We start from the raw sequence: 21,386 nt of genomic DNA on the forward strand, positions 1-21,386 counted from the left end.
GCAGACGGAACATGGAGCACGATCATCATCATGCCGCGCCCGACATCGCTCCGGGCGCCGAAACCGCGACAGATCCGGTCTGCGGAATGACCGTCGAGATCAAGGAGGGCACCCGCAGCCGCGTCCATGGCGGCGAGACGTTTTACTTCTGCTCGGCCGGTTGCCAGGAAAAGTTCGGTGCAGACCCGCATTTCTACGCCTCCGGAAACGCCAAGAAGACAGGGCAGCGGGCGCTGCCGGGGACGCAATACACCTGCCCGATGCACCCCGAGATCGTCCGCGACGCGCCGGGCAGTTGCCCGATCTGCGGCATGGCGCTGGAGCCGATGGTGCCGTCGGACGAGCCGAGCCACGAACTTGTCGACTTCACCCGCCGCATGTGGATCTCGGCGACGGCGGCGGTGCCGCTTATCGTGCTCACCATGGGCGAAATGGTGGCGCTGCCGGTGCGCGACTGGATCGGACACCAGACGGCGAGCTACGTGGAGTTCGTGTTGGCGACGCCCATCGTCCTCTGGGCGTCGCTGCCGTTTTTCCGGCGCGGCATCGACTCCTTCCGCAATGCCTCTCCGAACATGTGGACGCTGATCGCACTTGGCGTGGGTGCTGCCTATCTCTACTCGCTGGTCGCGACCTTTGCGCCAGGTATGTTCCCCGACGCGTACCGAATGGGCCATGGCGTTGGCACATACTACGAGGCCGCCGTCGTGATCGTCGCGCTGATCTTCTTGGGTCAGGTGCTCGAATTGCGCGCGCGGGAGCGGACGGGCGATGCGATCCGCGCACTTCTGGATCTGGCGCCGAAGACCGCACGGCGCATCCTACCGGACGGCTCGGAATATGACGCACAGCTCGAGAACATCGTGGAAGGCGACCTCTTGCGGGTCCGACCGGGCGACAGCGTGCCGGTGGACGGCGACGTAGTCGAAGGCCGCTCCTCGGTCGACGAGAGCATGATAACGGGCGAGTCGATACCGGTTGAGAAGGTCGAAGGCGACCGCGTCACCGGCGGTACGATCAACAAGAACGGGACGCTTGCTGTTCGCGCGACCAAAGTCGGTGCCGAAACGGTCCTCTCGCAGATCGTCGAGATGGTTGCAGGGGCGCGGCGCTCGCGGGCACCGATCCAGGGTCTGGCAGATAAGGTGTCCTCGATTTTCGTGCCGACCGTGGTTCTGGTGGCCATCGTCGCCTTCGTCGTCTGGCTCTGGGCCGGGCCCGAACCGGCGCTGGCCTTCGCCATCGCCTCGGCCGTGTCGGTCCTGATCATCGCCTGTCCCTGTGCTCTGGGGCTTGCCACGCCGATCTCGATCACCACCGCCGCCGGGCGCGGCGCGCAGGCCGGGGTCCTCATCAAGGACGCCGAGGCGTTGGAGCGCATGGCTCGGGTCGATACCGTGATCGTCGACAAAACCGGAACGTTGACCGAAGGCAAGCCGCGTCTGACCGACGTGGTGGCGCTTCAGGGCGACGAGGCGGAGGTACTGGCCCTCGCCGCAGCGCTCGAGCGTGGCTCCGAGCATCCGCTCGCCGAGGCGATCGTGGCCGGCGCCAAGGACCGCGACCTGTCGCTCGGTACAGCCGAGGATTTCGAGGCCGTGACCGGCAAGGGCGTGCACGGCACGGTCGGGGGGCGCAAAGTCGCGCTCGGCAATGCCGCCATGATGTCGGATCTCGGTCTTGCGACGGACGAGGCCGAGGCGGACGCCGATACGCTCCGCGCCGATGGCAAGACCGCGATGTTCGTCGCCGTCGATGGCGCTCTGGCCGGGATCGTCGCCGTGGCCGACCCGATCAAGGAGACGACGGCGGCCGCGATCCGCGACCTTCACGCTCTCGGCCTCAAGATCATCATGGCCACCGGCGACAACGAACGCACCGCACAGGCGGTTGCTGGCAAGCTCGGCATCGACGAGGTGCGCGCGGGCGTCCTGCCGGAGGACAAGCAGAAACTCGTCGAAGAGCTGCGCGCGAAGGGCGCCTCCGTTGCGATGGCCGGCGACGGCGTGAACGACGCCCCGGCGCTGGCTGCGGCCGACGTCGGTATCGCCATGAGCACCGGGGCCGATGTGGCGGTGGAAAGCGCGGGGATCACGCTCATGCGCGGCGACCTCGTGGGGCTTGTCCGGGCGCGGAAGCTGGCGGTGGCGACACTGAGGAACATCAAGCAGAACCTGTTCTTCGCCTTCGTCTACAACGCCGCGGGCGTGCCCATCGCCGCCGGGGTTCTGTATCCGTTTGTCGGCCTGTTGCTGTCGCCGATGATCGCCGCCGCCGCGATGAGTCTGTCGTCGGTATCTGTCATCACCAACGCGCTGCGCCTCAGGCGGATCGACCTTTGAGACCGACAGCCCTATATCAGTTTCCATTTGGTAAAGGAGAACGGCATGAACCACGAAAGACCTACCCGTCGCGAAGTGCTGGTCGGCGGCGCGACGCTCCTTGCAGCAGCCCCACAGGCATCGCTGGCCCAATCCGCCGGACCGGCGGTACATGTTCTGAAGGATCCGAACTGCGGCTGCTGTTCCGCCTGGATCGAGATCCTGGAAAGCCACGGCTTCGAGGTTACCACCGAGAACAGCTTCGGAACGCTGCTGATGCGGTACAAGTCCGACAACGGGATCCCGCAAGAGATGGTGTCCTGCCACACGGCCCGGATCGATGGCTACATGATCGAGGGGCACGTCCCTGCCACGGATATTCGGCGTCTCCTGGCAGAGCGGCCCAATGCGGTCGGTCTGGCCGTCCCGGGCATGCCTTATGGCTCGCCGGGGATGGGGCCGGAGAGCGCGCGCGAAGCCTACGACGTGTTCCTGATCCAGCGCGACGGTACGACAGAGGTGCTCGCCCGCTATGAGGCTGCCTGACACCTCCTCGGATCGACCATCATTGATGCCCGGCACATGGTTTCATGGTCTGGGGTACGCCCGCACCTGTTCCCGCATCACGATGTAGTCGCTCAGCATCTCCACAGCCGCCGACTCCTCTGGCATCAAAGTAGGTTCCTCGGCAGCCCGCATCTGGAACTCCCAGCTGTACTCGACGGCGGGCGGACACGCCCTGTGCCGATATCTGTCAGAAGCGCCCGTCGCGCCGCCGCTTAGCCAGACCGTCGCGAGAACGAGAATGATGCGCCTCGGCCTCATTAACCCTGCTTCTTTTCGGGCGCGCCGATGCCTGAGAGGTCAGCGCCCAAGCGAGGTCATTTTATTCGCCTGCGGGCTAAATGATCGTACGTGACTCCGCTCATGAGGGCGGGTTGCGACAAGTGCGACGGGACACGAAACTGCGCGATCGAAACATGAACATCACTGCACACGCTGTCACGTAAACCTCTGAAAAGCAGCGCTAATCGCGACCATCCATCACTGGACAGTCTATACGCCATCAGCTTTCCACATCTTAAACCGCGCCTGCCCCGTCATCTCACGGATCAAACCGCTTTCTTCCATCCGCGTCAGATTGCGCTGAACCGCGGCGCGACTAGCTCCGGTCATGGCCTCAGCCATTGGGGCGGACACCAAGGGCCACTCAGAGAAAGTTTTTCGCAAGGCGACCGGCGTGCGGCCAGACAATTGCGCCATGACGCTTTCTGCTCGCCCGGTCCACGCTTCAATACCATCAAGTGTTCGCATCGCCGTTAAAATCCCGTTGTTCATCCCATCCAACCAGCGGGCCAAGCGTTCGGTTGGCGAGCCCGAGACACGCAGCCCCCCTGCCCCGCCCATAGCGAGCGGTGCGAAGATGGCGCCGCTTCCGTCGCTGGCCGCGATCCTGGACGCGGTGACTGCGGCTTCCATACGGTCGCCGTGCTGTCCGAGGCCCGCCAGGCTCCAGAGATGAAAGCCCATGCAAGCCCGCGTGATTGGGTGGAAATCACATGCAGCTGCCATTACGTCCAGCCATCCGCCCGCGCGATCTTCGAAACGCTCAGTGCTGTCTTCAATGTTCTCGGGATCGCGGCGATCTAGGAAGGCGGCCAAGTCACCCTTTGGTCCGGGACCGCCTGTCAGGCGCCGAACAGCCCATCCAACTCTTGCCAGAGCATTTGGGTCATCCTGCGCGCCCGAGAGCCGCATCGAAACCCAGAGCGCAAGACGATCAGAACTCACCCGATCCCCTGCGAACCAACTGAGGTCCGCTGCCTCGATAAGAGCGAGACGATGCCGCCAGCCTTCCGGGCCACGCAGCAGCCGGTCATCCAGAGCCCCCAGGCGTCCAGCCACTCTTGCCAGTCGCGCAGCGTGAACGCCTTCTGCCTTTACCCAGTCTTCGATGACAGCAGTGTCGGGCGGTTCCGCCCGTGGCCCTGGAGGCAAATCATCCGGTTCTTCTTCTAGTGACTCAGGTAGAAACCAGAGATCGTCTTCGTGAGCCGGTAGTGTCGCAAAGTTTTGCGAAAACCGTTAAGAAGTGTCCTTCAAGTTTCATCAGGTTAGGTTTGGCGATGATTTCGTTTAAGGGCGCCCAGTATCCAAAAGATGTCATCCTTCACGCGATGTATTTCTATTTGCGGTACGGTGTGTCCTACCGCGATTTGGAGGAAATCCTGGCAGAGCGAGGAGTGGTTGTTGACCATGCAACGCTTAACCGATGGGTAATCAAGTATTCCCCGCTGATCGCACTAAAAGCTCATGCAGCCAAACGAAAAACAAACCGATCATGGCGCATGGATGAGACTTATGTGCGAGTGAAGGGTGTTTGGAAATATCTGTATCGTGCAGTAGACAAATACGGGAACACCCTTGATTTTATGTTATCAGAGCGACGCAACACCGCTGCGGCGAAGAAATTCTTTGCCAATGCGCTGGCGTCCAATGGCATTCCTGAAAAGATTGTGATCGACAAAAGCGGAGCAAACAAAGCAGGGATCCGTGAGATAAACAAAACCTTCAAGCGATTTGGATGCCCTGTTTCGGTCCACACGGTTCAATCTAAGTATCTCAACAACCTCATCGAACAGGATCACCGTTTCATCAAAAGGCGGGTTCGAAACATGGGTGGCTTCAGTTCTTTTTCAGGAGCAGCAGCTACGCTGGAAGGAATAGAAGTCGCAAACATGATCCGCAAACAACAGTTCGAAAATCCTAGCTTATCGGGTTTCCAGCAATTTGCATTGCTTGCTGGATAGCTGTGCCCAGAGGTTGAACAAACTCAACATCACGTCAACTTTGCGACACTACCTGATATAGTGCGCGCGCGCGTCTGCCGGCGGAACCTCTCAGATCGCGCTCAGCGCAAGGAAACCAAGGCATTGTACGCCAGCACGACGAGAGAACACTCACTTGCATTCGTTTACAAACGGTCGTTTATTCGCTATATATTAAATTGCAAACGGCCCAGTTTCATGCCCCTGATTGGCTATGCGCGCGTCTCCACCGAGGATCAGACCCCCCTGCCCCAGTCTGAGGCACTGCAGTCTGCGGGATGCGCCGAGATCTTTGAAGAGCACGCCTCGGGCGGCAATCGCGCGCGGCCTGTGCTTGCCCGCGTGGTGGAGCGAGTTGACAAAGGCGATACGCTGGTCGTCGTTCGGATCGACCGGCTTGCGCGGTCCTTGTCGCATCTTCTCGAAGTGATTGAGCGTCTGGAGGCCAAGGGTGCCTTCTTCCGCTCACTGCAGGACCCCATCGACACCTCATCCCCGCAGGGCAAATTCACGCTGCAAGTTCTGGGCGCTGCCGCCGAGTTTGAACGTGCCCTGATCCGAGAGCGTACCAAGGCCGGCCTTGCCTCGGCTCGCGCCAAAGGGCGCGTAGGTGGCAACCCAGGACTTCGCGCCAAGGACCCCGCCGCGCTGCGCAAAGTGCGGCTGGCGCGACAGGACGGTTTCATGGAGCGCTTGAACGAAACTGCGCAGGATTGGGTGCCCCATGTGCGCCGTTTGCGCCCCGATATGGCTTGGGAGGACGTCCTGCGGATCATCAATGGCCCCCTGCCCCACGATCGCCGCTGGACACAAAGTCGCTTGCTCCGTGCCGTGAAGGCATATGTGCGCGACGGATTTCTGCCCAATGAAGTGCTTGGCCGCGCCGGGCGCCGCGAAACCAACGATCGCCTGCCCGCAATCGTCGCCGGCATCAAGGGCGCGGACCCAGACATCACTCTTCAGGCAATCTGCGACCGGCTTGAGTTTATGCGTGAGCGCACCCCTCGAGGTCGCACGAGCTGGCAGCCTTCCTCAGTCAGAATGCTGCTGGAGCGTGCTGAAAAGCTCGGGCTCCTCTGAGGATCACACTTGTGTTGGCCTAACCGATTGCCACTAAATCTAGAAAGTGCTTGCACGAATCTGGTTGGTCGGGCAATAGTCTCGAAAAATAACGCGCGGTCACATAAAAAACGCGCCCACGGATCGGGGCAGACATGAGCGAAGTAGAGCAGGATCTAGACATCGCCATCGGGCACTACGCGGAACTTCTCGCGTCGAACCTGCATGCTCAGCGCGCCGCACACTTCCCTCCGGATGCAAAGAAGGTGATGCGCACTTTGACCAGCGGCGAAGCTGCTGAGCTCCTTGGCGTCGACCATACCTATCTTCGGAAGCTTCATCGAGAAGGAAAGATCGTTGACGTTGAGACGACGGCTGGAAGTCATCGTCGCTATACGCTCGACGATATCTGGGAAATCCGGCAGACGCTTGAAGGAAACGCAAAAAAGTCTGGAACTTACGTGCCTGGGCGTCGCGACGGTGACGAGCTTCAAGTTATTTCAGTGGTGAACTTCAAGGGCGGGTCCGGCAAAACGACGACGTCTGCTCACCTCGCTCAACGCTTGGCGCTCAAGGGGTACAGGGTTCTTGCGATCGATCTCGACCCCCAAGCATCTCTTTCGGCTCTTCACGGAATCCAGCCAGAACTCGACCTTATGGAGGGCGGAACCCTCTATGATGCCGTTCGCTATGACGATCCGGTTCCGATCGCCGAAGTGATCCGCAAGACCTACATCCGCGGCCTTGATCTTATCCCGGGCAACCTTGAACTCATGGAGTTCGAGCACGAGACGCCTGCTGCTATCCAGCGAGGCGGAGCGAAAGCGTTCTTCGCGAGAGTTCATGACGCACTCGATAGTGTTGAAGCGAACTACGACGTTGTTGTGATCGACTGTCCGCCGCAGCTTGGTTTCTTGACGATGTCAGCACTTTCCGCGTCCTCGGGTGTCCTCGTGACGGTTCACCCGCAGATGCTTGACCTCATGTCGATGTCCCAATTCCTGCGAATGACCGCGGATCTCCTGGGAGTGATCAGGGATGCAGGCGCAAATCTGCGCTTCGATTGGCTGCGCTTTTTGCCAACGCGATACAAAGTCGGCGACGCGCCACAAACTGAAGTCATCGCTTTCATTCGCGGACTGTTCGGGAGGTCGGTCCTGACCAATCACATGGTTGAATCGACCGCAATTTCTGATGCCGGCTTGACCAAACAAACGCTCTACGAAGCTGACAAGAAGGACTTCACGCGTCAGACGTTTGATCGTGCGATCGAATCCATGAACGCAGTCAACGATGAGATCGCTGAAATCATCCAGAACACATGGGGGCGGAATGGCAAGAAAGCCTAAACTCGGCCTGCCGCTGCAGACCCTTCGCAACGCTCCTGACGCTCTTGAAGGGCGCCGACTGCGTGGCGGTGTATTTGAGATCGATCCGGCGCAGATTGTTACCGAAGGACGGTTGGATGACAGGCTTCAGATTGAAGTTGAGGGCCTGAAGAACTCTATCTCCAAGAACGGTCAGCGTGTGCCTGTATTGGTCCGCCCACTGGAAGGCGATCGCTACAACCTGATCTATGGCCGCAGGCGCCTAGAAGCATGTCGCGAACTCGGTATCAAAGTTCGAGCCATCGTCACGGAAGTTGAGGGCGATCAAGCGCTTCGGGATCAGCTTCTCGAGAACCAAGAGCGTCGTGATCTTAGCTTTATTGAACGTGCGCTTGTTGCGACGGCGCTTCTGGACGGTGACCATTTGGAAGGGGCTGAGCGCACCAATCGAGGTGTCGCCGAAGTCCTTAACCTCCACGAAGCTGGGGTTTCACAACTCTTGAGTGTCGTTCGGACGGTCGGCGAGGAACTCATCCAGGCAATTGGTGCGGCTCCCGGGATTGGTCGCCCGAGATGGGAAGAGCTCAAAAAGGCTTTGGGTGCCTACGACGGTGATCGAGACCAACTGCAAGCCGTAGCTCATGCAGCCAAGTCCGAAAGTTCCGGCTCGGTCGATGAGGTTTCTGAGCGTGCGTTTCTCGCAGTTCTGGCAGCTACGAAGAGCCCAGAGAAGAAAGCAAACCCGTCTAGAAAGGGCGTGCCTGCTTTGGCGATCCCCGGTGTCGGAGCTGCGACGGTCAAGACCGGCCGCCAAGGCAAGCAGCTTAAACTCGATCTGACTACGGATGAACCTGATTTTATCAACTGGTTGGAGGGCAATGCCCCAAAGCTGATTACCGAGCTTCATGAGCGCTGGAAGCGTTCAGGAGACTGAGGAAGAGCAACCAACAAGAAGGAGGCACGATACAGGCAAAAAGAAAAAGGCCCCGAGAAGCTAGCTTCACGAGACCTTTGTAAGGTTTCGCACCGGGATCAGCCCGCTACAAAATCTCAGTTTTCGCACTTCTGAATGTAGCGTTCTGGCCCCTACCCCGCAAGCGCAAAGCGATTCGCGGGCCGTAGAAATTTTGCCTTCGTGAACGTTTTCATGGAGTACACACCGATTTCGCCGTTTATGCGGCCGATCTCGCACGCCCATCTGCGCGTGATCGAGCGACCCGAGGCATCTGTTCCGGGCAGACCCGTCAACAAGTGGGAACTCCTGCGCGAGCTCTCCAAGGCGCAAGCGGCCTTTGGCGTGTCAGAGCGTGATTTGACCGTTTTGCAGGGGCTCCTCAGCTTCTTTCCAGACGATGCACTTGGCGGGAACGCCGAGATGGTAGTCTTCCCCTCGAACAAGGCGATCTGTGAGCGCCTGAATGGTATGCCGTGCTCAACGATGCGTCGTCACCTCGCGCGTCTTGTCGAGGCTGGTTTGCTTCAGCGGCGTGATAGCCCCAATGGAAAGCGCTACGTCCGCAAGCACGGCGAAGAGCGCGTCGCCTTTGGCTTCGATCTCTCCCCGCTCTACTGCCAGTCCGAGGAGATAGCACGGGCCGCAGAGGCCGTACGTGAGGCTGAGGAGCGCGTCAGGCGTCTGAGAGAGGTTGTAAGCCTCATGCGGCGTGATCTCGCGGCCCTCGCGGAGTTCGGAGACGAGATGCAGCCAGGCCTAGGCATCTGGGACCAGCTTCGTGACAAGGCTATCCTCACAGCGCGCGCGCTTCGCCGCAAACTTTCAATTGAGGACCTCGCGGCCTATCGAGACGATCTTGAAGCTCTCCTCGACCAGGCACGCAACATCATTGATGGCTCTGAAACAGAAGAAATGAACACCAATGATGCCCGATCTGAGCGTCACCATCATAATTCAAATAAAGAATCTATAGATCTTGAACCTGCTTTAGAAAAAAGCGGGGCGGCGGCCGGCGTGCCAGATGTGGACAGGGATGAGCCCGCGGCTGACGTCGATGAACAGGACACAAGACACCTGCCAAAGATCCCGCTGCACCTGGTGATCGCGGCATGTCCCTCGCTCAAGACCTTCTACCAAGGCGAAATCCGCCATTGGCACCAGCTTTTCGATGCGGCATGCCATGTGCGACCAGCCATGGGGATCAGTGCGTCGGCATGGGAAGAAGCGCAGCGGTTCATGGGTCCGGAGCAAGCGTCGATCGTCGTTTCTGCCATGCTGGAACGCTTTGAGGACATCAGATCGCCTGGTGGATACTTGAGAGCTCTGACTGCCAAAGCTGCGGCCGATGAGTTTTCCTGTGGGCCGATGGTCATGGCATTGATTGGACGACGATCTGCAGCTTAACAGCTGTTAAGGTTGAGAGACTGCGTACTGTTCCGCCACCTCGGGACTGACGACTTAACAGCTGTTAAGGTCCTGTCTCGGGAGCGCCAGAACAGGAGAGGGAAAGGTTTGTTGGTTTGAGGGGTGACGGGAAGTCAGATCGGAAGAGTGGCTTCCGGCGCCCGTCGTGGAGAAGATCTGATGGCGAAATCTGCCCAGAAAGTCACCCTGTCCCCGTCCCGGGACATTCCCTTCGACAAGCTCGTGCTGAGCCAGTCCAACGTTCGGCGCATCAAGGCCGGCATCTCGGTCGAGGAACTGGCCGAAGACATCGCCCGCCGCGGGTTGCTGCAGAGCCTGAGCGTCCGGCCCGTTCTTGCGGATGATGGTTCTGAGACCGGTGCGTTCGAAATCCCCACTGGCGGTCGGCGCTTCCAAGCCCTGTCTCTCCTGGTGAAGCAGAAGCACTTGGCCAACACGACGCCCATTCCCTGTATCGTGCGGGATGCCACGTCCGCGATCCTCGCCGAGGATGACTCGCTCGCTGAGAACATGCACGCGCGGCTCCGCATCCGCTCGATCAGTTCCACGCCTTCGTGGCGCGGCGGGAGAAGGGTCAGCGCGATGAAGAGATCGCGGCTGCCTTCTTCGTCACACCGCAGGTGGTCAAACAGCGCCTGAAACTCGCCGCCGTGGCCCCTGCCCTGCTCGAGCTTTATGCCGAGGACGAGATGACGCTGGAGCAGCTGATGGCCTTCACGGTCAGTCCGGATCATGAGCGCCAGGTTCAGGTTCTGGGAGGCGATCCGGTCATCCTGGAACAAGGAGCCCTATCAGATCCGGCGCATACTGACCGAAACCTCCGTGCGCGACTCAGACCGTCGTGCCGTCTTTGTTGGCGTCGAGGCGTACGAGACGGCTGGAGGCACCATGTTGCATGACCTCTTCCAGGGCGATGACGGCGGTTGGCTGGAAGACCCTGCCCTGCTGGATCGCCTGGTCAGCGAAAAGCTTCAGGCTGAAGCCGAAGCCATCGCGACCGAAGGTTGGAAATGGATCGAGGTCTCGCTCGATCTGCCCTATGGCTACAGTCATGGCTTGCGGCGGCTGAACGGAGACCCGGCGCCGATGACGAATGACGAAGGCGCGGCGCATGCCAAGCTGCTTGCCGAGTACCGGGCGCTCGAAGAGGAATACGAGGGCCAGGATGAGTTCCCCGAAGATATCGACGCGCGTCTTGGCGCGTTGGAAGTCGCGATGGAGAAGCTCGAGGTTCGACCGCTGATCTTCGACGATGAGGAGATCGCGCGGGCAGGGGCTTTCGTGACGCTTGATCGCTATGGCGAGCTTGCCGTCTATCGGGGCTTTGTGCGGCCTGAGGATGAGCCTCGGGAAGACGGGCAGGGCGCTGAGCTTTCAACGGGGAGCAATGTGGATGGCGTCGGCCATGGCACGGTGATCACCTCTGCTGGTCAGGCGCTAGGCGCCAACGTCCCCGACGACGAGGACGACGGAGCCTTGAAGCCGTTGCCCGAGCGGCTGGTCATGGAGTTGACGGCGCACCGGACATTGGCGCTGCGGGAAGCTGTCGGGCGTTCTCCCGACGTCGCCCTGACGCTTCTGCTCCTGAAGCTCGTCAACGACACCCTCCGGACATCCAGTTTGGCCGGCAGCTGCCTCGAGGCCTCGGTGCGTCACGTCTACATGTCCGCGCAGGCGAGCGATCTGAAGGACAGCGTGGTTGCCAAGCTGGTGGACGATCGCCATGCGGGGTGGGAGGCCGACTTGCCGCTCGGAGACGATGCTGTTCTTTGGGACTACCTGGCTTCCCTCGCCGTCTGTCCCTGCTCGCGCATTGCCTCAGCTTCGGTATCAACGCGCTCCACGAGAAGGTGAACCCCTATGGTGCTGGTATCTCGGTCAGCGGTTTGACCAAGCGGATGACCCAGTCCGACTTGGTCGCACAGGCGGTCGATCTCGACATGGTCGAGGCGGGGTGGGCGCGATCATTCGCTACACCGACAACAGCCGGAAACCGCTTGCGCGGTTCGAGGCGGCCGTCAGCAGCGCTCTGCGCGGGCCCTGGGTGCAGTTCACGGGTCTCTTCGAGGAGCTTCTGGATCGGCTTCCGCGCCGTCACGAAGCATCAGAGCAACTTGCCCGGCTGGTGGGCTGGTTCAAGGAGCTTCAGGAGCGTGTCGAGGCGACCTATCTCAAGGCAACAGAGGTTGCCCAGCCTGTGGAAAACACGCCGGAAACCAAAGAACACGTTTCGGAGAAGACTCAAGAAATGAACCCCAAGCAGGTCATTTCTGACCCTCATATACTAATTACAAACCAACTTGATCCTGTAACTCGTAATTCCTCAGAAAATGAGGAAATCGCGGCCATGGTGCCCAATGCTCAGCCTGAAGATCAGGTTGATAGGGAGCTGGAAGAATGGGTGGCCGAGGTGCGCAAGAAGCGCGCGGCGCTGGATCTGCCTACTGTCATGCAGGCCTGTCCCGAATTCGCATCCTGGGCACGCAATATGGGAGGATTCCTGAAGGATTGGGGCGATCTGCACCGGGTTGCGGGACAACTCAGGCCGATGATCGGGGTGTCAGAGCATGCTTGGAACGTGGCGCAAGACCGTTTGGGCAAACAGGTGGCGACTGCGGCGCTGGCGCTCGTCTTCGAGAAGCATTGTGCAGGCGAAGTTTCCTCCCCGGGCGGTTATCTGCGGGGCATGGTCGAGAAAGCCGGGGCAGGGGAGCTGCATCTCGAGCGCAGCTTCTATGGCAGGCTCAACGGGCAGGCGGCATGAGTTGTTGATCAAAAGGGGGCATTGGCATATATTGCCAACAAAGGAGAGCCGACAGATGGTTACGCGCAATGTCGTTCTGACCGAAACCCAGGACCAGCTGGTGCAGGCGTTGGTGGCGTCCGGACGTTACCAGAACGTCAGCGAGGCGATGCGCGCAGGGCTTCGGCTGCTGGAGCAGGAAGAAGCTCAACTCGCCGGTATCCGGCAGGGGTTGTTCCAGGGATTGGCTCAGGCAAAGGCGGGTGAGTTTGCCGAAGGCAGCGGAGAAGACGCGATCCGGCGCGCCTTTCGACAAGCGCGCGCCTCTTCATGAGCCGATCCCTTCGGCTAACCCGCCGCGCTGAAGAATGTCTGGTCGAAATCGCAAAGTGGACGATCGAAAATTTCGGGTTCAAACAGGCCGAACTCTATGAGAACGAGGTGCTCACCCGCTGTCAGGCAATCCTGAACGGTCAGGCGCATAGCCGAAGCTGCGCGGTTTTGATCGATGATGCGGCCGATCTGCGGTTCGCCAGGGCAGGGGAGCATTTCCTGGTGTTTTTGGATCAGCCTGACGAGGTCATTATCGTTGATATCCTGCATTCCCGCAGTGATCTTCCGCGCCATGTCGCCGCGTTGGCTACTCTCAGAAATGTCGACCTATAGCCCTGCAGCCTTGGTCAGGTTCACGCGGAACCGGTCGCGGCGGCGCTGGTAACGGCGGGTCATCTCGGCTGAGGCGTGCCCCAGGTGCTTCTGGACATAGCGTTCGTCGACTTCTGCAGAACTGGCGAGGCCGGCGCGCAAGCTGTGACCGGAGAACAGCGCCAGGCGCTCCTTCTCGGGCAACTCGAATCGGATGCCGGCGTCCAGGACCGTGCGCTTGATCAGCCGGGCCACATGCTTGTCGTTGAGCCGTTTATCGAGGGCGCGCTTGCCGTCCCGCGAGGTGCCGACAAAAATCGGACCGAAGTCGATCTTCGCAAAGTGCAGCCATTGCTCGAGCGCATGCACGGGGCAGGTTTGATCCTTGGAGCCGCGGCCGATCTCGACCTCGCGCCAACCGGTCTTGGCATTGAGTGTCAGGAGGGCACCCTTCTCCATGATCTCGATCCAGCCGCCAGAGTCCGGTGTGTCGTCCTTATGCACGTCGAGGCTGACAATTTCCGAGCGGCGCAGACCACCGGCATAGCCGATGAGAAGAATCGCGCGATCCCGGAGCCCGCGCAGATCATAGGGCAGGGTGGCCACCATCGCGAGAATGTCCTCGGCCAAGATCGCTTCTTTCTGCACCGGCGGTCGCGCGTGCTTGCGCTTGATCCCGGCCAGCACCGTGGCGATGTGACGGTTTTTCCGATCAAGGGTGAATCCCCGCTGCGCGTAGTTCCAGGCGAGGCCCGAGAGCCGCCGGTCGATTGTGCTAACGGACAGGGGGCGCGACGCCGACTGCGGTCCGGGCGCTGACTTCGATGGGGAGGAGCCCGACCCGGAGGCCAAGTCCGCGAGATAGAGCCCGATCATCTCCGGCGACGGAGGCAGCGGCTCGGCGCCCTTCATCCGGCACCAGCGCGCGAAGTGCGCCCAGTCCTTTGCATAGGCCTTCAGCGTGTTGTCTGAGGCCGCGGCGCGGGCGTAGTCTCGGGCGGTATCGACCAGTCGATCGAGGGTGCCGGAGCCGGCGACATGAGCGGGCAGGGCGATAGCGTCGGTCTCGTCTTGCCCTGGCAATGCACCTGATCTATACTCTTTTTTCATACGTATTTACCGGGAGGCTGGGATGGGTCGCGTGAAGGTCAATCTGACTCTGGATGCAGAAGTCGCCGAAACGGCGCGGTCGCTTGGCCTCAATATGTCGCGCCTCGCCGAGGCGGCGATTATCGAGGCGGCCAAGGTCGAACGCAATCGCCTGTGGCGAGAGGCAAACCAGCCGGCAATCGACGCCTATGCCGAAGAAGTTGCCAAAGAAGGCTTGCCCCTCGCGGGCTTCCGTAGTTTCTGACGCGAGGGCGTTATGGCACAGTTCGATCTTTTCCGCCTCAAAGGCGGGCAACTCGTCGTGGATCTTCAAACCGACCTGATCGGAATCGACGCCTCGCGCATCGTCGCCCCTTTGCGTGAGATGGGCCGTTATGCGGCCTTCCCAGGTCTCACACCTGCTGTCGAATACAACGGTACAACGTGGATTGTCCGAGTTCAGGAACTCGCCGCAGTTCCCGGCATAGAACTGCGGGACAGGGTTGGGTCGCTGGCGGATCAGCGCGACGCATTGAAGCGCGCGTTGGACATTCTGATCGACGGGGTGTGACCTGTGGCGCTGGCTCGGTGCCGCCCCAAGGAAAGAACGCCGTCGAGCCCGAAGACGAGCGGCGACGCTCTCGATGCCCTCGTTGACGGAAGACACATTTGGCGGCGCTGAGCTCGATTTCTCGTGATATTTTGACATGTCGCAGAGCATATCTTGCTATGTCCGATAATGCAAACTTATTGGACATAAGACGGTTCGGCAAGAAGAGGCGGTTAGATCGCTATTTTCTGGCAGAAAGCGCCGCGCTCATGTAGGCTTCAGGCATGACTTTTGCCCGGCCGGATCACATCAGCGACCTCGATACGTTACCCCGGATGCCCGCCTGGGTCACCTCTGCACGCGCTGAAACCCTTGAAGATGTTGCGTTTTTGTCGGGCGCAGCGCTGAACCACCTGCATCTTGTGTTGAGCCGAGTTGACCTCCCCCACGCCTTGTTGCGGGACAGGCTAGCGCTGCGCGCGGCTGCTGCTTGTGTCGCGTTTTCTGGGCGGCCGGAGCGCGAGGCGGAGCTGCGCGATGCGGTACACCTTTTGCGCCCCGGCGATCTGCCCGGACCTGCCGGTGAAACCTACCTGGCCTGGCGGCGCGCGGTGGAGCGGCCGGTGTCGATCAAGGCTCTAGGCCGAGCATTGCCGACCCTCGAGCCGGGCCAGATTGCCGCGTGGCTTGATGCCGGGAAAGGGGCGCCGGTGACCCGGGCCGCGATGGCGCTGGAAGCCGTTCGGCGCGAGGCGCCACGTGCTGACGAAGCTGCGCTGATCCTCGCGGATGCGGCCCTCGCCCAAACCCTCGGTTGGGATCATGTCGTGCCGCTGCTGGCCGCGGGCCTGAAACGCGCCGACCTTCGCAAGCATGGCGACGACCTTCGCTTGGCTTGTCATCGGGCACTCATCTCTTCGGCGATCGAGTCGGTGCGGCAGGCCGCCGACCTCACGCGCCGAGCTGCGCACCTGAAGGCGGTCGCGCCGAAGCTCCGCGCCAAGGGCGCGGGCGACGCAGTCGAGATGTTCCTGACGCGCGATGCGGTCGCGCCGTCGGCGATGCCTTTGCCCGACCGTGCTGCGCGGCGGCTCTGCGACCGGCTGGTCGACCTCGGCGCGGTGCGCGAGCTGACCGGGCGCGACACCTTCCGTCTCTACGGGGCGTAGGGATGGCGAAGGATCGCTCCGAACCAGACCTGGATTGCGAGTTGCGCGACCTGCCGCCAGAGCTGCGCTGGCGGGAATGGATGCGCCGGATCGAGGCGGTTCTCTTCGCCTCTGCCTCGCCGGTGCCGCGCGACGACCTGGCGCGCGTGGTGGGGCAGGGGGCCTCGGTCGATCTGCTCGTCGAGGACCTCGCCGCCGATCTGGAGGGGCGTGCCTTCGAGATCGCTCAGGTCGCCGGCGGCTGGATGTTCCGGACGCGGGCCGCCTACGCGCCCGCGATCCGCGCAGCGGCGGATGTCGGCGACCAGCGACTCGATCTGAGCGAATTCGACGTCGCGGTGCTGGCGGCCATCGCCTACCATCAACCGATCACCCGCGACGGGCTCAAGGACATCTTCGGCAAGGAAATCAGCCGTGACCTGATCGGGCGGTTGCATGCGCGCGGCCTCATCGGGACCGGGCCAAGATCCCCTCGGCGAGGGGCGCCCTATACCTTTGTGACGACCGAGCAATTCCTTGTTGCATTTGATCTGGAGACTCTCGCGGATCTGCCAGAGCGGGAGCAGTTGGAGGACGCAGGTTTGGATGGCGGGTCATAGGAATGGTGGCGGGCTGGCGATCCCCGTATTGGCCAAACGGTGAGGCATGTCGTGGACATTTCGTGACGCTCCCAATCGTGACTTGTTGAGAGAGCTCAGGCTTCGATCCTGAGCCCTCTGAACAGAGCTTCCCAAGGGTCGCCATCCTCGGTCATCGCGCCGGGTTCCAAGTTTGCCATGTTCTCGTCGATGACTGCGTTGTGGTAGTTCTTGAGCCAGCTGTATTTGCGCCGCACCGTCGCGTTGGGACTGTCGGCGAGACCGCTCTCCACCAACGTTTTGTGCCTACCCAGAAACTCGATCCAGCCGGCGTATTCGCCGTCGAGCTCGCTGAGACTGGCGCGAAGATAGTCGATGTAGTGGAGGCCTGACTCGTCCTGGCGCAGGAGGTTGTTCAGGTGACGCTCTTCATCCTCATAGGAATGTCCTTCCCGCCAGAGCGTTTGGTCCTGCCGGTGGCGTTCGATGACATCTTCATGGATCGCAATGCGCGGGAAGATGACCTCGCCTTCTTCCATGAAATAAGCCTGAACGAGGGCAGGCCCAAACACCGGACCACTGAAGTCGATGCCGAGATGCATGGGGCCGATCGTCATCGCGCCGCGCACCAATATGCCATTTGCCACGCATTCGATCTGGATGTGTAGCAGATCGATGAGCTCCCAGACCAAGGGGCCGGCCTGGTACTGAGTTTCAATGGTTCTGGTTCTGACGATCGCGTCAGACACGATCTCTGCATGGACTTCGCTGATCATCCGCATCTCGTCGGAGCGGGTGGGCGGCGTGGCATCTCCTTCGGACACCCTGCGAAACATCGAAAGCGAGTGCCTGATCTCTGCACCGCTTCGCGTGTGCAGGAGGTTCCTGAAACCGAGGACATCAAAAAAGGTCACAAGGCATTCTTCGTAGTCGGGGTCGTTCTCGAAATCAGTCATCTCTGATCCATCTTCAGCCGAGGAGCTTCTCCAGCTCTTCCCCTTGGGCGGCATGCTTCTTGGGGTTTTCTGCTTTCAGCTTATTCACGTTGATGAGCTTCCACCGGACCGCTGGAAGCTCGGCCGCTTGAGGGCGGTCGATCGCGTCGAAGTCCGGGTCGCCGTCATGCAGGGTTTTCAGAAAACTTTTCGCGTTTTCATCCATGCGAGCTTGGATGTCCCCAATCAAGCGGTCGCGCGTTGCGACCAATTCCGAAAGGTCGACCGCTTCCTTCGTCATGCCCTCGAATTCCCGGGCATAGGGCTGATCCAGATCAATCAGGTTTGGGTTCAAAAGTTCGTGCGGCGGGCGGGGTGAACTCGCGACGTAGATCAGAAAAGTACGGAACAACGCGTCGGTAAACCCTTCGTTGTCGTAGAGCAGTTTAACGTCGTAGAGGTCTCGCGGGTGCTGGCGATCTAGGGCCGCATGTAGCTTGCCGCCGAACAAATCCTCGAAGGAGACGATGTTCATCGTCACATATCCGAACGCCTCCTCGACGGCTTCGGAGACTTCGCGTTGTTCCGGATCATGCACGACGCCCCGGGTAACGGGGGAGGTTTCGATTTTGATTTCGGCTGTGCCGAGGCGGGCGAGCGCACGCGTGGCGCCGCCGCCACCGCCGGCAATGCGCTGCGCTTTGGCGCCGGTGATGCCGCCTTCGATGGCGGCGGCAATCCGGTCCATCGCGTCGTTGATCTCGACGAGGCTTTCGGCGCGGTCCTTGACAGGCAGATAGGTCAAATCGATATCGACCGAAAGGCGCGGAAGGTCGCGATAGAAGAGGTTGATGGCCGTCCCGCCCTTCAGAGCAAATATCTCCTCCTTGGCGACATACGGGAGTATGCGTACGAGCAGGGCCACTTGGGCGGCATAGTCTTCACGCGCCATGACCACGTTCCTTTCTTGCAAACTCTTCGGGCACCATGACCCTGTAGCGCGGATGTATCTTGCCGCCTTTGACCAATGCGCGATCGCCGCTGCCGAGGTTGAACTCTTCCGGATCGAGACGCTTGCGCCAGGCATGGTCGTGGCGGTCGGCGAACACGAAGAACAGGCGTTTGACCTTGATCTTCTTGCAACTTCTGAGCAGTGCCGCGAGGGTTCTTGGGCGCAACGTCGTCAGGCTTTCGAACACCATGTCGAGGTTGTGAAAGCTCTCCTGATCCGGCAACTCGTCCAGCGCCTCTAAGATCGCGCGTTCCGGCGAGGACATCACCAGTTTCCAATCCCATGGCAAGGACGATGCCGTCTCGTTGAGATTTTTTCGTGCGTCATTGACACCCAACTCCGGATCGGAGAACAGCGATACGCTGCGTGTCCGGAGTTCGGCGTTGAGCGGCAGTTTTTCGAGCCAGTTAGGGATTTTTGAGCCGTAGAGCCAGACTGTGCTCTTGTCGCCGAGTGAGAGGTAGTGCGCATAGCCTTGCAGGCCCAATGCCGTCGCCCCCCCGATATGGATAGGGTAGTGCATGATATGCTGGAGCGAGAGCAGGCAGGTCTTCCAGTCGAGCGTATTCGTGGTGGCGCTGCTTGGTGAGGGACGGCGGAAGACGCCGCGTCCAAGGCGTTCTAGCCAGCCGCGTTGGACATAGGCGTACGACGAACGCCGGCCTATCCCGTGGTGCTCCAGCCAGGCGGAGTCCACGAGGAACCCCGTGGGGACAGCCTCAAGAAGGTTCTTTAGTTTTTCGTGTTCTTGTCCACTCATGGGCGACATAATGATGTGTTTTTAAAGAGGCCGCCACTTGTTTCTGTGAAAACCTGTGAAATAGTCCGCCAAGGATCGACAAATTCTGAAATTCTCAAAGAGACTGGTGGTTGTCGGCTCTGAAGCTCACCAGCAAAGCAGGGCGTGGATGCCCTAGATTGGCCGAGAAGACGCTCGGCCATTCGGATCGAAAAGTTGAAGCTTTGTGCCCATGTCGAAGCCGCTGCGCCAAACCAGAGTCAGGTTTCACTTTCGATTGTGGCGTTCTTTTGCCCATACAAACATCGCACCGACGGCAGCATTGGCTTGCTGCACGCTGAACACTTCCGGTTCGAACGCGCCCGCCCATTGCTTTGTATCACGATGTTCCGGGTGGTGTTTGTCGGTCAGCGCGTCGAGAAACTCTTCATAAGAGTAGGGCCCGCCACTATCCTCTGGTGGGCACGCGCGCGCTCCGGCAACACAGGCGGGAAAATCCTGATCTGGTCTTCCGGTTGGTTTGCTAATCTTTTCAACGGTGACGAGATGCCGCCACCCATCTCCGAAATCGTAAGTGTATGTGAACTGACTGCCTTTCTTGACCAGCTCTCCAAGAGCAAACCTCTTTTCGTCCTTCCGCCCATCGGTAGGGTCCCAGCTGTCGTCACTTTCGTCGCGGGCCTCGAACCTGTCTTCGCCAATCTCGAATTCATGCAAATGATAGTCTTGCCAAGGCATAGCGCCCTGGAGAACGGAATGCAGGATGTCCAAGCTGATGTCATTCGGAACGAAGATCCGGCGCCAGATGGGTGGTATGATGCCAATAAGTTCGATTTTCAGCTCAATCAAAATGTGTTCTGCCTGTCTCAATGCCCCTGCCGTTGAAGTAACTTTTGATTTTTAAGTTGAAGCATTCAAGGGGAACATTGGCCCCTCCTGCCCTTTGGTCAGGACCGCGCCCTACTCGATCGGCTGCACTCAGCCACCGTCCCTGAGCTGAAACGCCGCCTCTCCCTGCGACGTGCCACTGGCATTGCAGTCTCCTCCGGAGTCAGCCCGACCAGCCGTCGCATGGTCGTGGCAACGCTTCATCTCGGCCGTTCCGGTTACGGTCGCTGGGGCAGGGGTGTGCCCTCAACGGTGCGAACAGATGTATGTGGCCATCGGCCCAATCGAGCATAAAGCATGGGAAGTGCTTCAACCATGACGTTAGTCGTTGCAAAGATGGCTGTGCAAAATAGTGTGGTTCGGAGAGGGTTCCGATAATGTCTTCAATACTCAAGTTTTTCCGAATTACATTCTTTCTCGTCCTGTATTTTTTCTTATGCATGGTCGTGGTGACCACAATGCTTCAGGGTTGGCCGGTTGGCGGCCAGATGCTGTTTGCATTCGGTGTTCCCGTCATTCTGGTCTGGTGGCAAGAAAAACGGCTCTGCCTCAATCTGTGTGGCGTAACTATCCTGATACCCGAAAGATCCGGAGGGATAGTCGTGAATTTCAAGAAAAACTGGGCACCGTGCAGCGAAGTGAAGGTCGATCGCGTTAGCCGAAGTGAGTCAGGTTCGTGGGTTGTGTCGGGCGTCCTGGCGCCAAAAGGCATCTGCCCGGACTGTGGGTCCCGTTCACGCCGGCGCCATGGGTGGAGGCGTCGGAGGATACAAGATTTCCCTGCTCATGGGAGAGTTGTCTGGGTAGAATTGCGGGTTTGCCGTTGGAGATGTTCGAATTCTGGCTGTCGCCGCAGCACGTTTTCAGACCACGACCTTTCAATCGCAGCCCCGTTCACCCGCCGCACGTCGCGGGTGGCACAGATTGCCAGTGTCACATGGGGCATGCTGCCGGCGGGCGACCCGCTGAACGTCTCTTGCACCGATTGGGCATTGGGCTTAGCGACGACACGGTCCTTCGGCAATTGAAGCGTCACGCCCGGGAAAGCGCCCCACCTCCAAGGATCATCGGCGTTGATGACTGGAGTTGGCGGAAATCGCAGCTGTCGCGTTGACCTTAAAT

Annotated in this window: 19 protein-coding genes and 2 pseudogenes; 15 read left to right on the forward strand and 6 right to left on the reverse strand. The window is 60.1% G+C overall.

All coding sequences use genetic code 11. The annotated features are described in order from the left end of the window. Window positions 1-11: 11 nt before the first annotated feature. Both ACS3QZ_RS19900 and ACS3QZ_RS19905 read left to right on the forward strand, forming a co-directional pair. Window positions 12-2,342 carry a heavy metal translocating P-type ATPase gene (locus ACS3QZ_RS19900; protein WP_456039465.1) on the forward strand — a complete coding sequence of 777 codons (2,331 nt, stop codon included), beginning with the start codon at window positions 12-14 and terminating at the stop codon, window positions 2,340-2,342. 45 nt (window positions 2,343-2,387) lie between these two features. Further along, window positions 2,388-2,867, forward strand: a complete 480-nt coding sequence (locus ACS3QZ_RS19905) for a DUF411 domain-containing protein (protein ID WP_456039466.1) — start codon at window positions 2,388-2,390, stop codon at window positions 2,865-2,867. Between the two features lie 510 nt (window positions 2,868-3,377). On the opposite strand, the pseudogene ACS3QZ_RS19910 reads toward ACS3QZ_RS19905, so the two are convergent. Continuing rightward, window positions 3,378-4,370 (reverse strand): annotated as a pseudogene (locus ACS3QZ_RS19910) (hypothetical protein); the annotation flags it as partial. Between the two features lie 77 nt (window positions 4,371-4,447). On the opposite strand from ACS3QZ_RS19910, the gene ACS3QZ_RS19915 reads away from it, so the two are divergent. The 8 genes and pseudogenes from ACS3QZ_RS19915 (at window position 4,448) to ACS3QZ_RS19950 (ending at window position 13,325) form a co-directional block, all read left to right on the forward strand. Further along, window positions 4,448-5,131 (forward strand): IS6 family transposase, encoded by a 684-nt coding sequence (locus ACS3QZ_RS19915; protein WP_456039504.1) that lies wholly within the window; start codon window positions 4,448-4,450, stop codon window positions 5,129-5,131. 216 nt (window positions 5,132-5,347) lie between these two features. Continuing rightward, window positions 5,348-6,229: a recombinase family protein gene (locus ACS3QZ_RS19920; protein WP_456039505.1), complete on the forward strand. Its 882-nt coding sequence runs from the start codon at window positions 5,348-5,350 to the stop codon at window positions 6,227-6,229. 134 nt (window positions 6,230-6,363) lie between these two features. Then, the gene (repA, locus tag ACS3QZ_RS19925) at window positions 6,364-7,557 is read left to right on the forward strand and encodes a plasmid partitioning protein RepA (RefSeq protein ID WP_040179904.1); all 1,194 of its coding nucleotides are present in this window, start codon (window positions 6,364-6,366) and stop codon (window positions 7,555-7,557) included. Beyond that, window positions 7,541-8,470, forward strand: a complete 930-nt coding sequence (gene repB / locus ACS3QZ_RS19930) for a plasmid partitioning protein RepB (RefSeq protein ID WP_456039467.1) — start codon at window positions 7,541-7,543, stop codon at window positions 8,468-8,470. The genes repA and repB overlap by 17 nt, the downstream gene beginning before the upstream one ends. A gap of 213 nt (window positions 8,471-8,683) precedes the next feature. Further along, the gene (gene repC, locus ACS3QZ_RS19935) at window positions 8,684-9,895 is read left to right on the forward strand and encodes a plasmid replication protein RepC (RefSeq protein ID WP_456039468.1); all 1,212 of its coding nucleotides are present in this window, start codon (window positions 8,684-8,686) and stop codon (window positions 9,893-9,895) included. Window positions 9,896-10,075: 180 nt separating this feature from the next. Then, a pseudogene (gene repC, locus ACS3QZ_RS19940) lies at window positions 10,076-12,680 on the forward strand (plasmid replication protein RepC). 55 nt (window positions 12,681-12,735) lie between these two features. Beyond that, entirely contained in the window at window positions 12,736-12,993 is a 258-nt protein-coding gene (locus ACS3QZ_RS19945; RefSeq protein ID WP_456039469.1) for a type II toxin-antitoxin system ParD family antitoxin, read from the forward strand. Next, a complete protein-coding gene (locus ACS3QZ_RS19950) occupies window positions 12,990-13,325 on the forward strand; it encodes a type II toxin-antitoxin system RelE/ParE family toxin (RefSeq protein WP_456039470.1) in 336 nt (111 codons plus the stop codon). Before ACS3QZ_RS19945 ends, ACS3QZ_RS19950 begins: the two co-directional genes overlap by 4 nt. On the opposite strand, the gene ACS3QZ_RS19955 is transcribed toward ACS3QZ_RS19950, so the two are convergent. Further along, complete coding sequence (locus ACS3QZ_RS19955) at window positions 13,320-14,414, reverse strand: tyrosine-type recombinase/integrase (protein WP_456039471.1); 1,095 nt, start codon at window positions 14,412-14,414, stop codon at window positions 13,320-13,322. The genes ACS3QZ_RS19950 and ACS3QZ_RS19955 overlap by 6 nt on opposite strands. A gap of 22 nt (window positions 14,415-14,436) precedes the next feature. Here ACS3QZ_RS19955 and ACS3QZ_RS19960 point away from each other — a divergent pair, with 22 nt between their 5' ends. The 4 genes from ACS3QZ_RS19960 (at window position 14,437) to scpB (ending at window position 16,711) form a co-directional block, all read left to right on the forward strand. After that, window positions 14,437-14,658 (forward strand): type II toxin-antitoxin system CcdA family antitoxin, encoded by a 222-nt coding sequence (locus ACS3QZ_RS19960; RefSeq protein WP_456039472.1) that lies wholly within the window; start codon window positions 14,437-14,439, stop codon window positions 14,656-14,658. Between the two features lie 12 nt (window positions 14,659-14,670). Then, complete coding sequence (locus tag ACS3QZ_RS19965; protein ID WP_456039473.1) at window positions 14,671-14,964, forward strand: CcdB family protein; 294 nt, start codon at window positions 14,671-14,673, stop codon at window positions 14,962-14,964. Between the two features lie 263 nt (window positions 14,965-15,227). Further along, window positions 15,228-16,112, forward strand: a complete 885-nt coding sequence (locus ACS3QZ_RS19970) for a DUF1403 family protein (protein ID WP_456039474.1) — start codon at window positions 15,228-15,230, stop codon at window positions 16,110-16,112. A 2-nt stretch (window positions 16,113-16,114) separates the two neighbouring features. Further along, window positions 16,115-16,711, forward strand: a complete 597-nt coding sequence (gene scpB, locus ACS3QZ_RS19975; protein ID WP_456039475.1) for an SMC-Scp complex subunit ScpB — start codon at window positions 16,115-16,117, stop codon at window positions 16,709-16,711. A 95-nt stretch (window positions 16,712-16,806) separates the two neighbouring features. Here the strand turns inward: scpB and ACS3QZ_RS19980 are convergent, their stop codons facing one another. From ACS3QZ_RS19980 to ACS3QZ_RS19995, 4 genes are all read right to left on the reverse strand, one after another. Further along, window positions 16,807-17,646, reverse strand: coding sequence for a hypothetical protein (locus ACS3QZ_RS19980; RefSeq protein WP_456039476.1), 840 nt, complete (start codon window positions 17,644-17,646; stop codon window positions 16,807-16,809). A gap of 13 nt (window positions 17,647-17,659) precedes the next feature. Then, the gene (locus ACS3QZ_RS19985; protein ID WP_456039477.1) at window positions 17,660-18,577 is read right to left on the reverse strand and encodes a nucleotidyl transferase AbiEii/AbiGii toxin family protein; all 918 of its coding nucleotides are present in this window, start codon (window positions 18,575-18,577) and stop codon (window positions 17,660-17,662) included. Then, a complete protein-coding gene (locus ACS3QZ_RS19990) occupies window positions 18,567-19,397 on the reverse strand; it encodes a type IV toxin-antitoxin system AbiEi family antitoxin domain-containing protein (RefSeq protein ID WP_456039478.1) in 831 nt (276 codons plus the stop codon). The genes ACS3QZ_RS19985 and ACS3QZ_RS19990 overlap by 11 nt, the downstream gene beginning before the upstream one ends. A 246-nt stretch (window positions 19,398-19,643) precedes the next feature. Beyond that, window positions 19,644-20,225 (reverse strand): plasmid pRiA4b ORF-3 family protein, encoded by a 582-nt coding sequence (locus tag ACS3QZ_RS19995; protein ID WP_456039479.1) that lies wholly within the window; start codon window positions 20,223-20,225, stop codon window positions 19,644-19,646. A 527-nt stretch (window positions 20,226-20,752) separates the two neighbouring features. Between ACS3QZ_RS19995 and ACS3QZ_RS20000 the strand changes: the two genes are divergently transcribed. Further along, window positions 20,753-21,292, forward strand: a complete 540-nt coding sequence (locus ACS3QZ_RS20000) for a transposase family protein (RefSeq protein WP_456039506.1) — start codon at window positions 20,753-20,755, stop codon at window positions 21,290-21,292. The last annotated feature ends 94 nt before the right edge of the window (window positions 21,293-21,386 follow it).

It is taken from the genome of Shimia sp. W99 (genome assembly GCF_053851455.3).

What these genes read in the sequence shown, in the direction of transcription:
- ACS3QZ_RS19900 (WP_456039465.1), top strand. Translation starts at nt 12, where the DNA reads ATGGAGCACGATCATCATCATGCCGCGCCCGACATCGCTCCGGGCGCC.
- ACS3QZ_RS19905 (WP_456039466.1), top strand. Translation starts at nt 2,388, where the DNA reads ATGAACCACGAAAGACCTACCCGTCGCGAAGTGCTGGTCGGCGGCGCG.
- ACS3QZ_RS19915 (WP_456039504.1), top strand. Translation starts at nt 4,448, where the DNA reads ATGATTTCGTTTAAGGGCGCCCAGTATCCAAAAGATGTCATCCTTCAC.
- ACS3QZ_RS19920 (WP_456039505.1), top strand. Translation starts at nt 5,348, where the DNA reads ATGCCCCTGATTGGCTATGCGCGCGTCTCCACCGAGGATCAGACCCCC.
- repA (WP_040179904.1), top strand. Translation starts at nt 6,364, where the DNA reads ATGAGCGAAGTAGAGCAGGATCTAGACATCGCCATCGGGCACTACGCG.
- repB (WP_456039467.1), top strand. Translation starts at nt 7,541, where the DNA reads ATGGCAAGAAAGCCTAAACTCGGCCTGCCGCTGCAGACCCTTCGCAAC.
- repC (WP_456039468.1), top strand. Translation starts at nt 8,684, where the DNA reads ATGGAGTACACACCGATTTCGCCGTTTATGCGGCCGATCTCGCACGCC.
- ACS3QZ_RS19945 (WP_456039469.1), top strand. Translation starts at nt 12,736, where the DNA reads ATGGTTACGCGCAATGTCGTTCTGACCGAAACCCAGGACCAGCTGGTG.
- ACS3QZ_RS19950 (WP_456039470.1), top strand. Translation starts at nt 12,990, where the DNA reads ATGAGCCGATCCCTTCGGCTAACCCGCCGCGCTGAAGAATGTCTGGTC.
- ACS3QZ_RS19955 (WP_456039471.1), bottom strand. Translation starts at nt 14,414, where the DNA reads ATGAAAAAAGAGTATAGATCAGGTGCATTGCCAGGGCAAGACGAGACC.
- ACS3QZ_RS19960 (WP_456039472.1), top strand. Translation starts at nt 14,437, where the DNA reads ATGGGTCGCGTGAAGGTCAATCTGACTCTGGATGCAGAAGTCGCCGAA.
- ACS3QZ_RS19965 (WP_456039473.1), top strand. Translation starts at nt 14,671, where the DNA reads ATGGCACAGTTCGATCTTTTCCGCCTCAAAGGCGGGCAACTCGTCGTG.
- ACS3QZ_RS19970 (WP_456039474.1), top strand. Translation starts at nt 15,228, where the DNA reads ATGACTTTTGCCCGGCCGGATCACATCAGCGACCTCGATACGTTACCC.
- scpB (WP_456039475.1), top strand. Translation starts at nt 16,115, where the DNA reads ATGGCGAAGGATCGCTCCGAACCAGACCTGGATTGCGAGTTGCGCGAC.
- ACS3QZ_RS19980 (WP_456039476.1), bottom strand. Translation starts at nt 17,646, where the DNA reads ATGACTGATTTCGAGAACGACCCCGACTACGAAGAATGCCTTGTGACC.
- ACS3QZ_RS19985 (WP_456039477.1), bottom strand. Translation starts at nt 18,577, where the DNA reads ATGGCGCGTGAAGACTATGCCGCCCAAGTGGCCCTGCTCGTACGCATA.
- ACS3QZ_RS19990 (WP_456039478.1), bottom strand. Translation starts at nt 19,397, where the DNA reads ATGAGTGGACAAGAACACGAAAAACTAAAGAACCTTCTTGAGGCTGTC.
- ACS3QZ_RS20000 (WP_456039506.1), top strand. Translation starts at nt 20,753, where the DNA reads ATGCTGTTTGCATTCGGTGTTCCCGTCATTCTGGTCTGGTGGCAAGAA.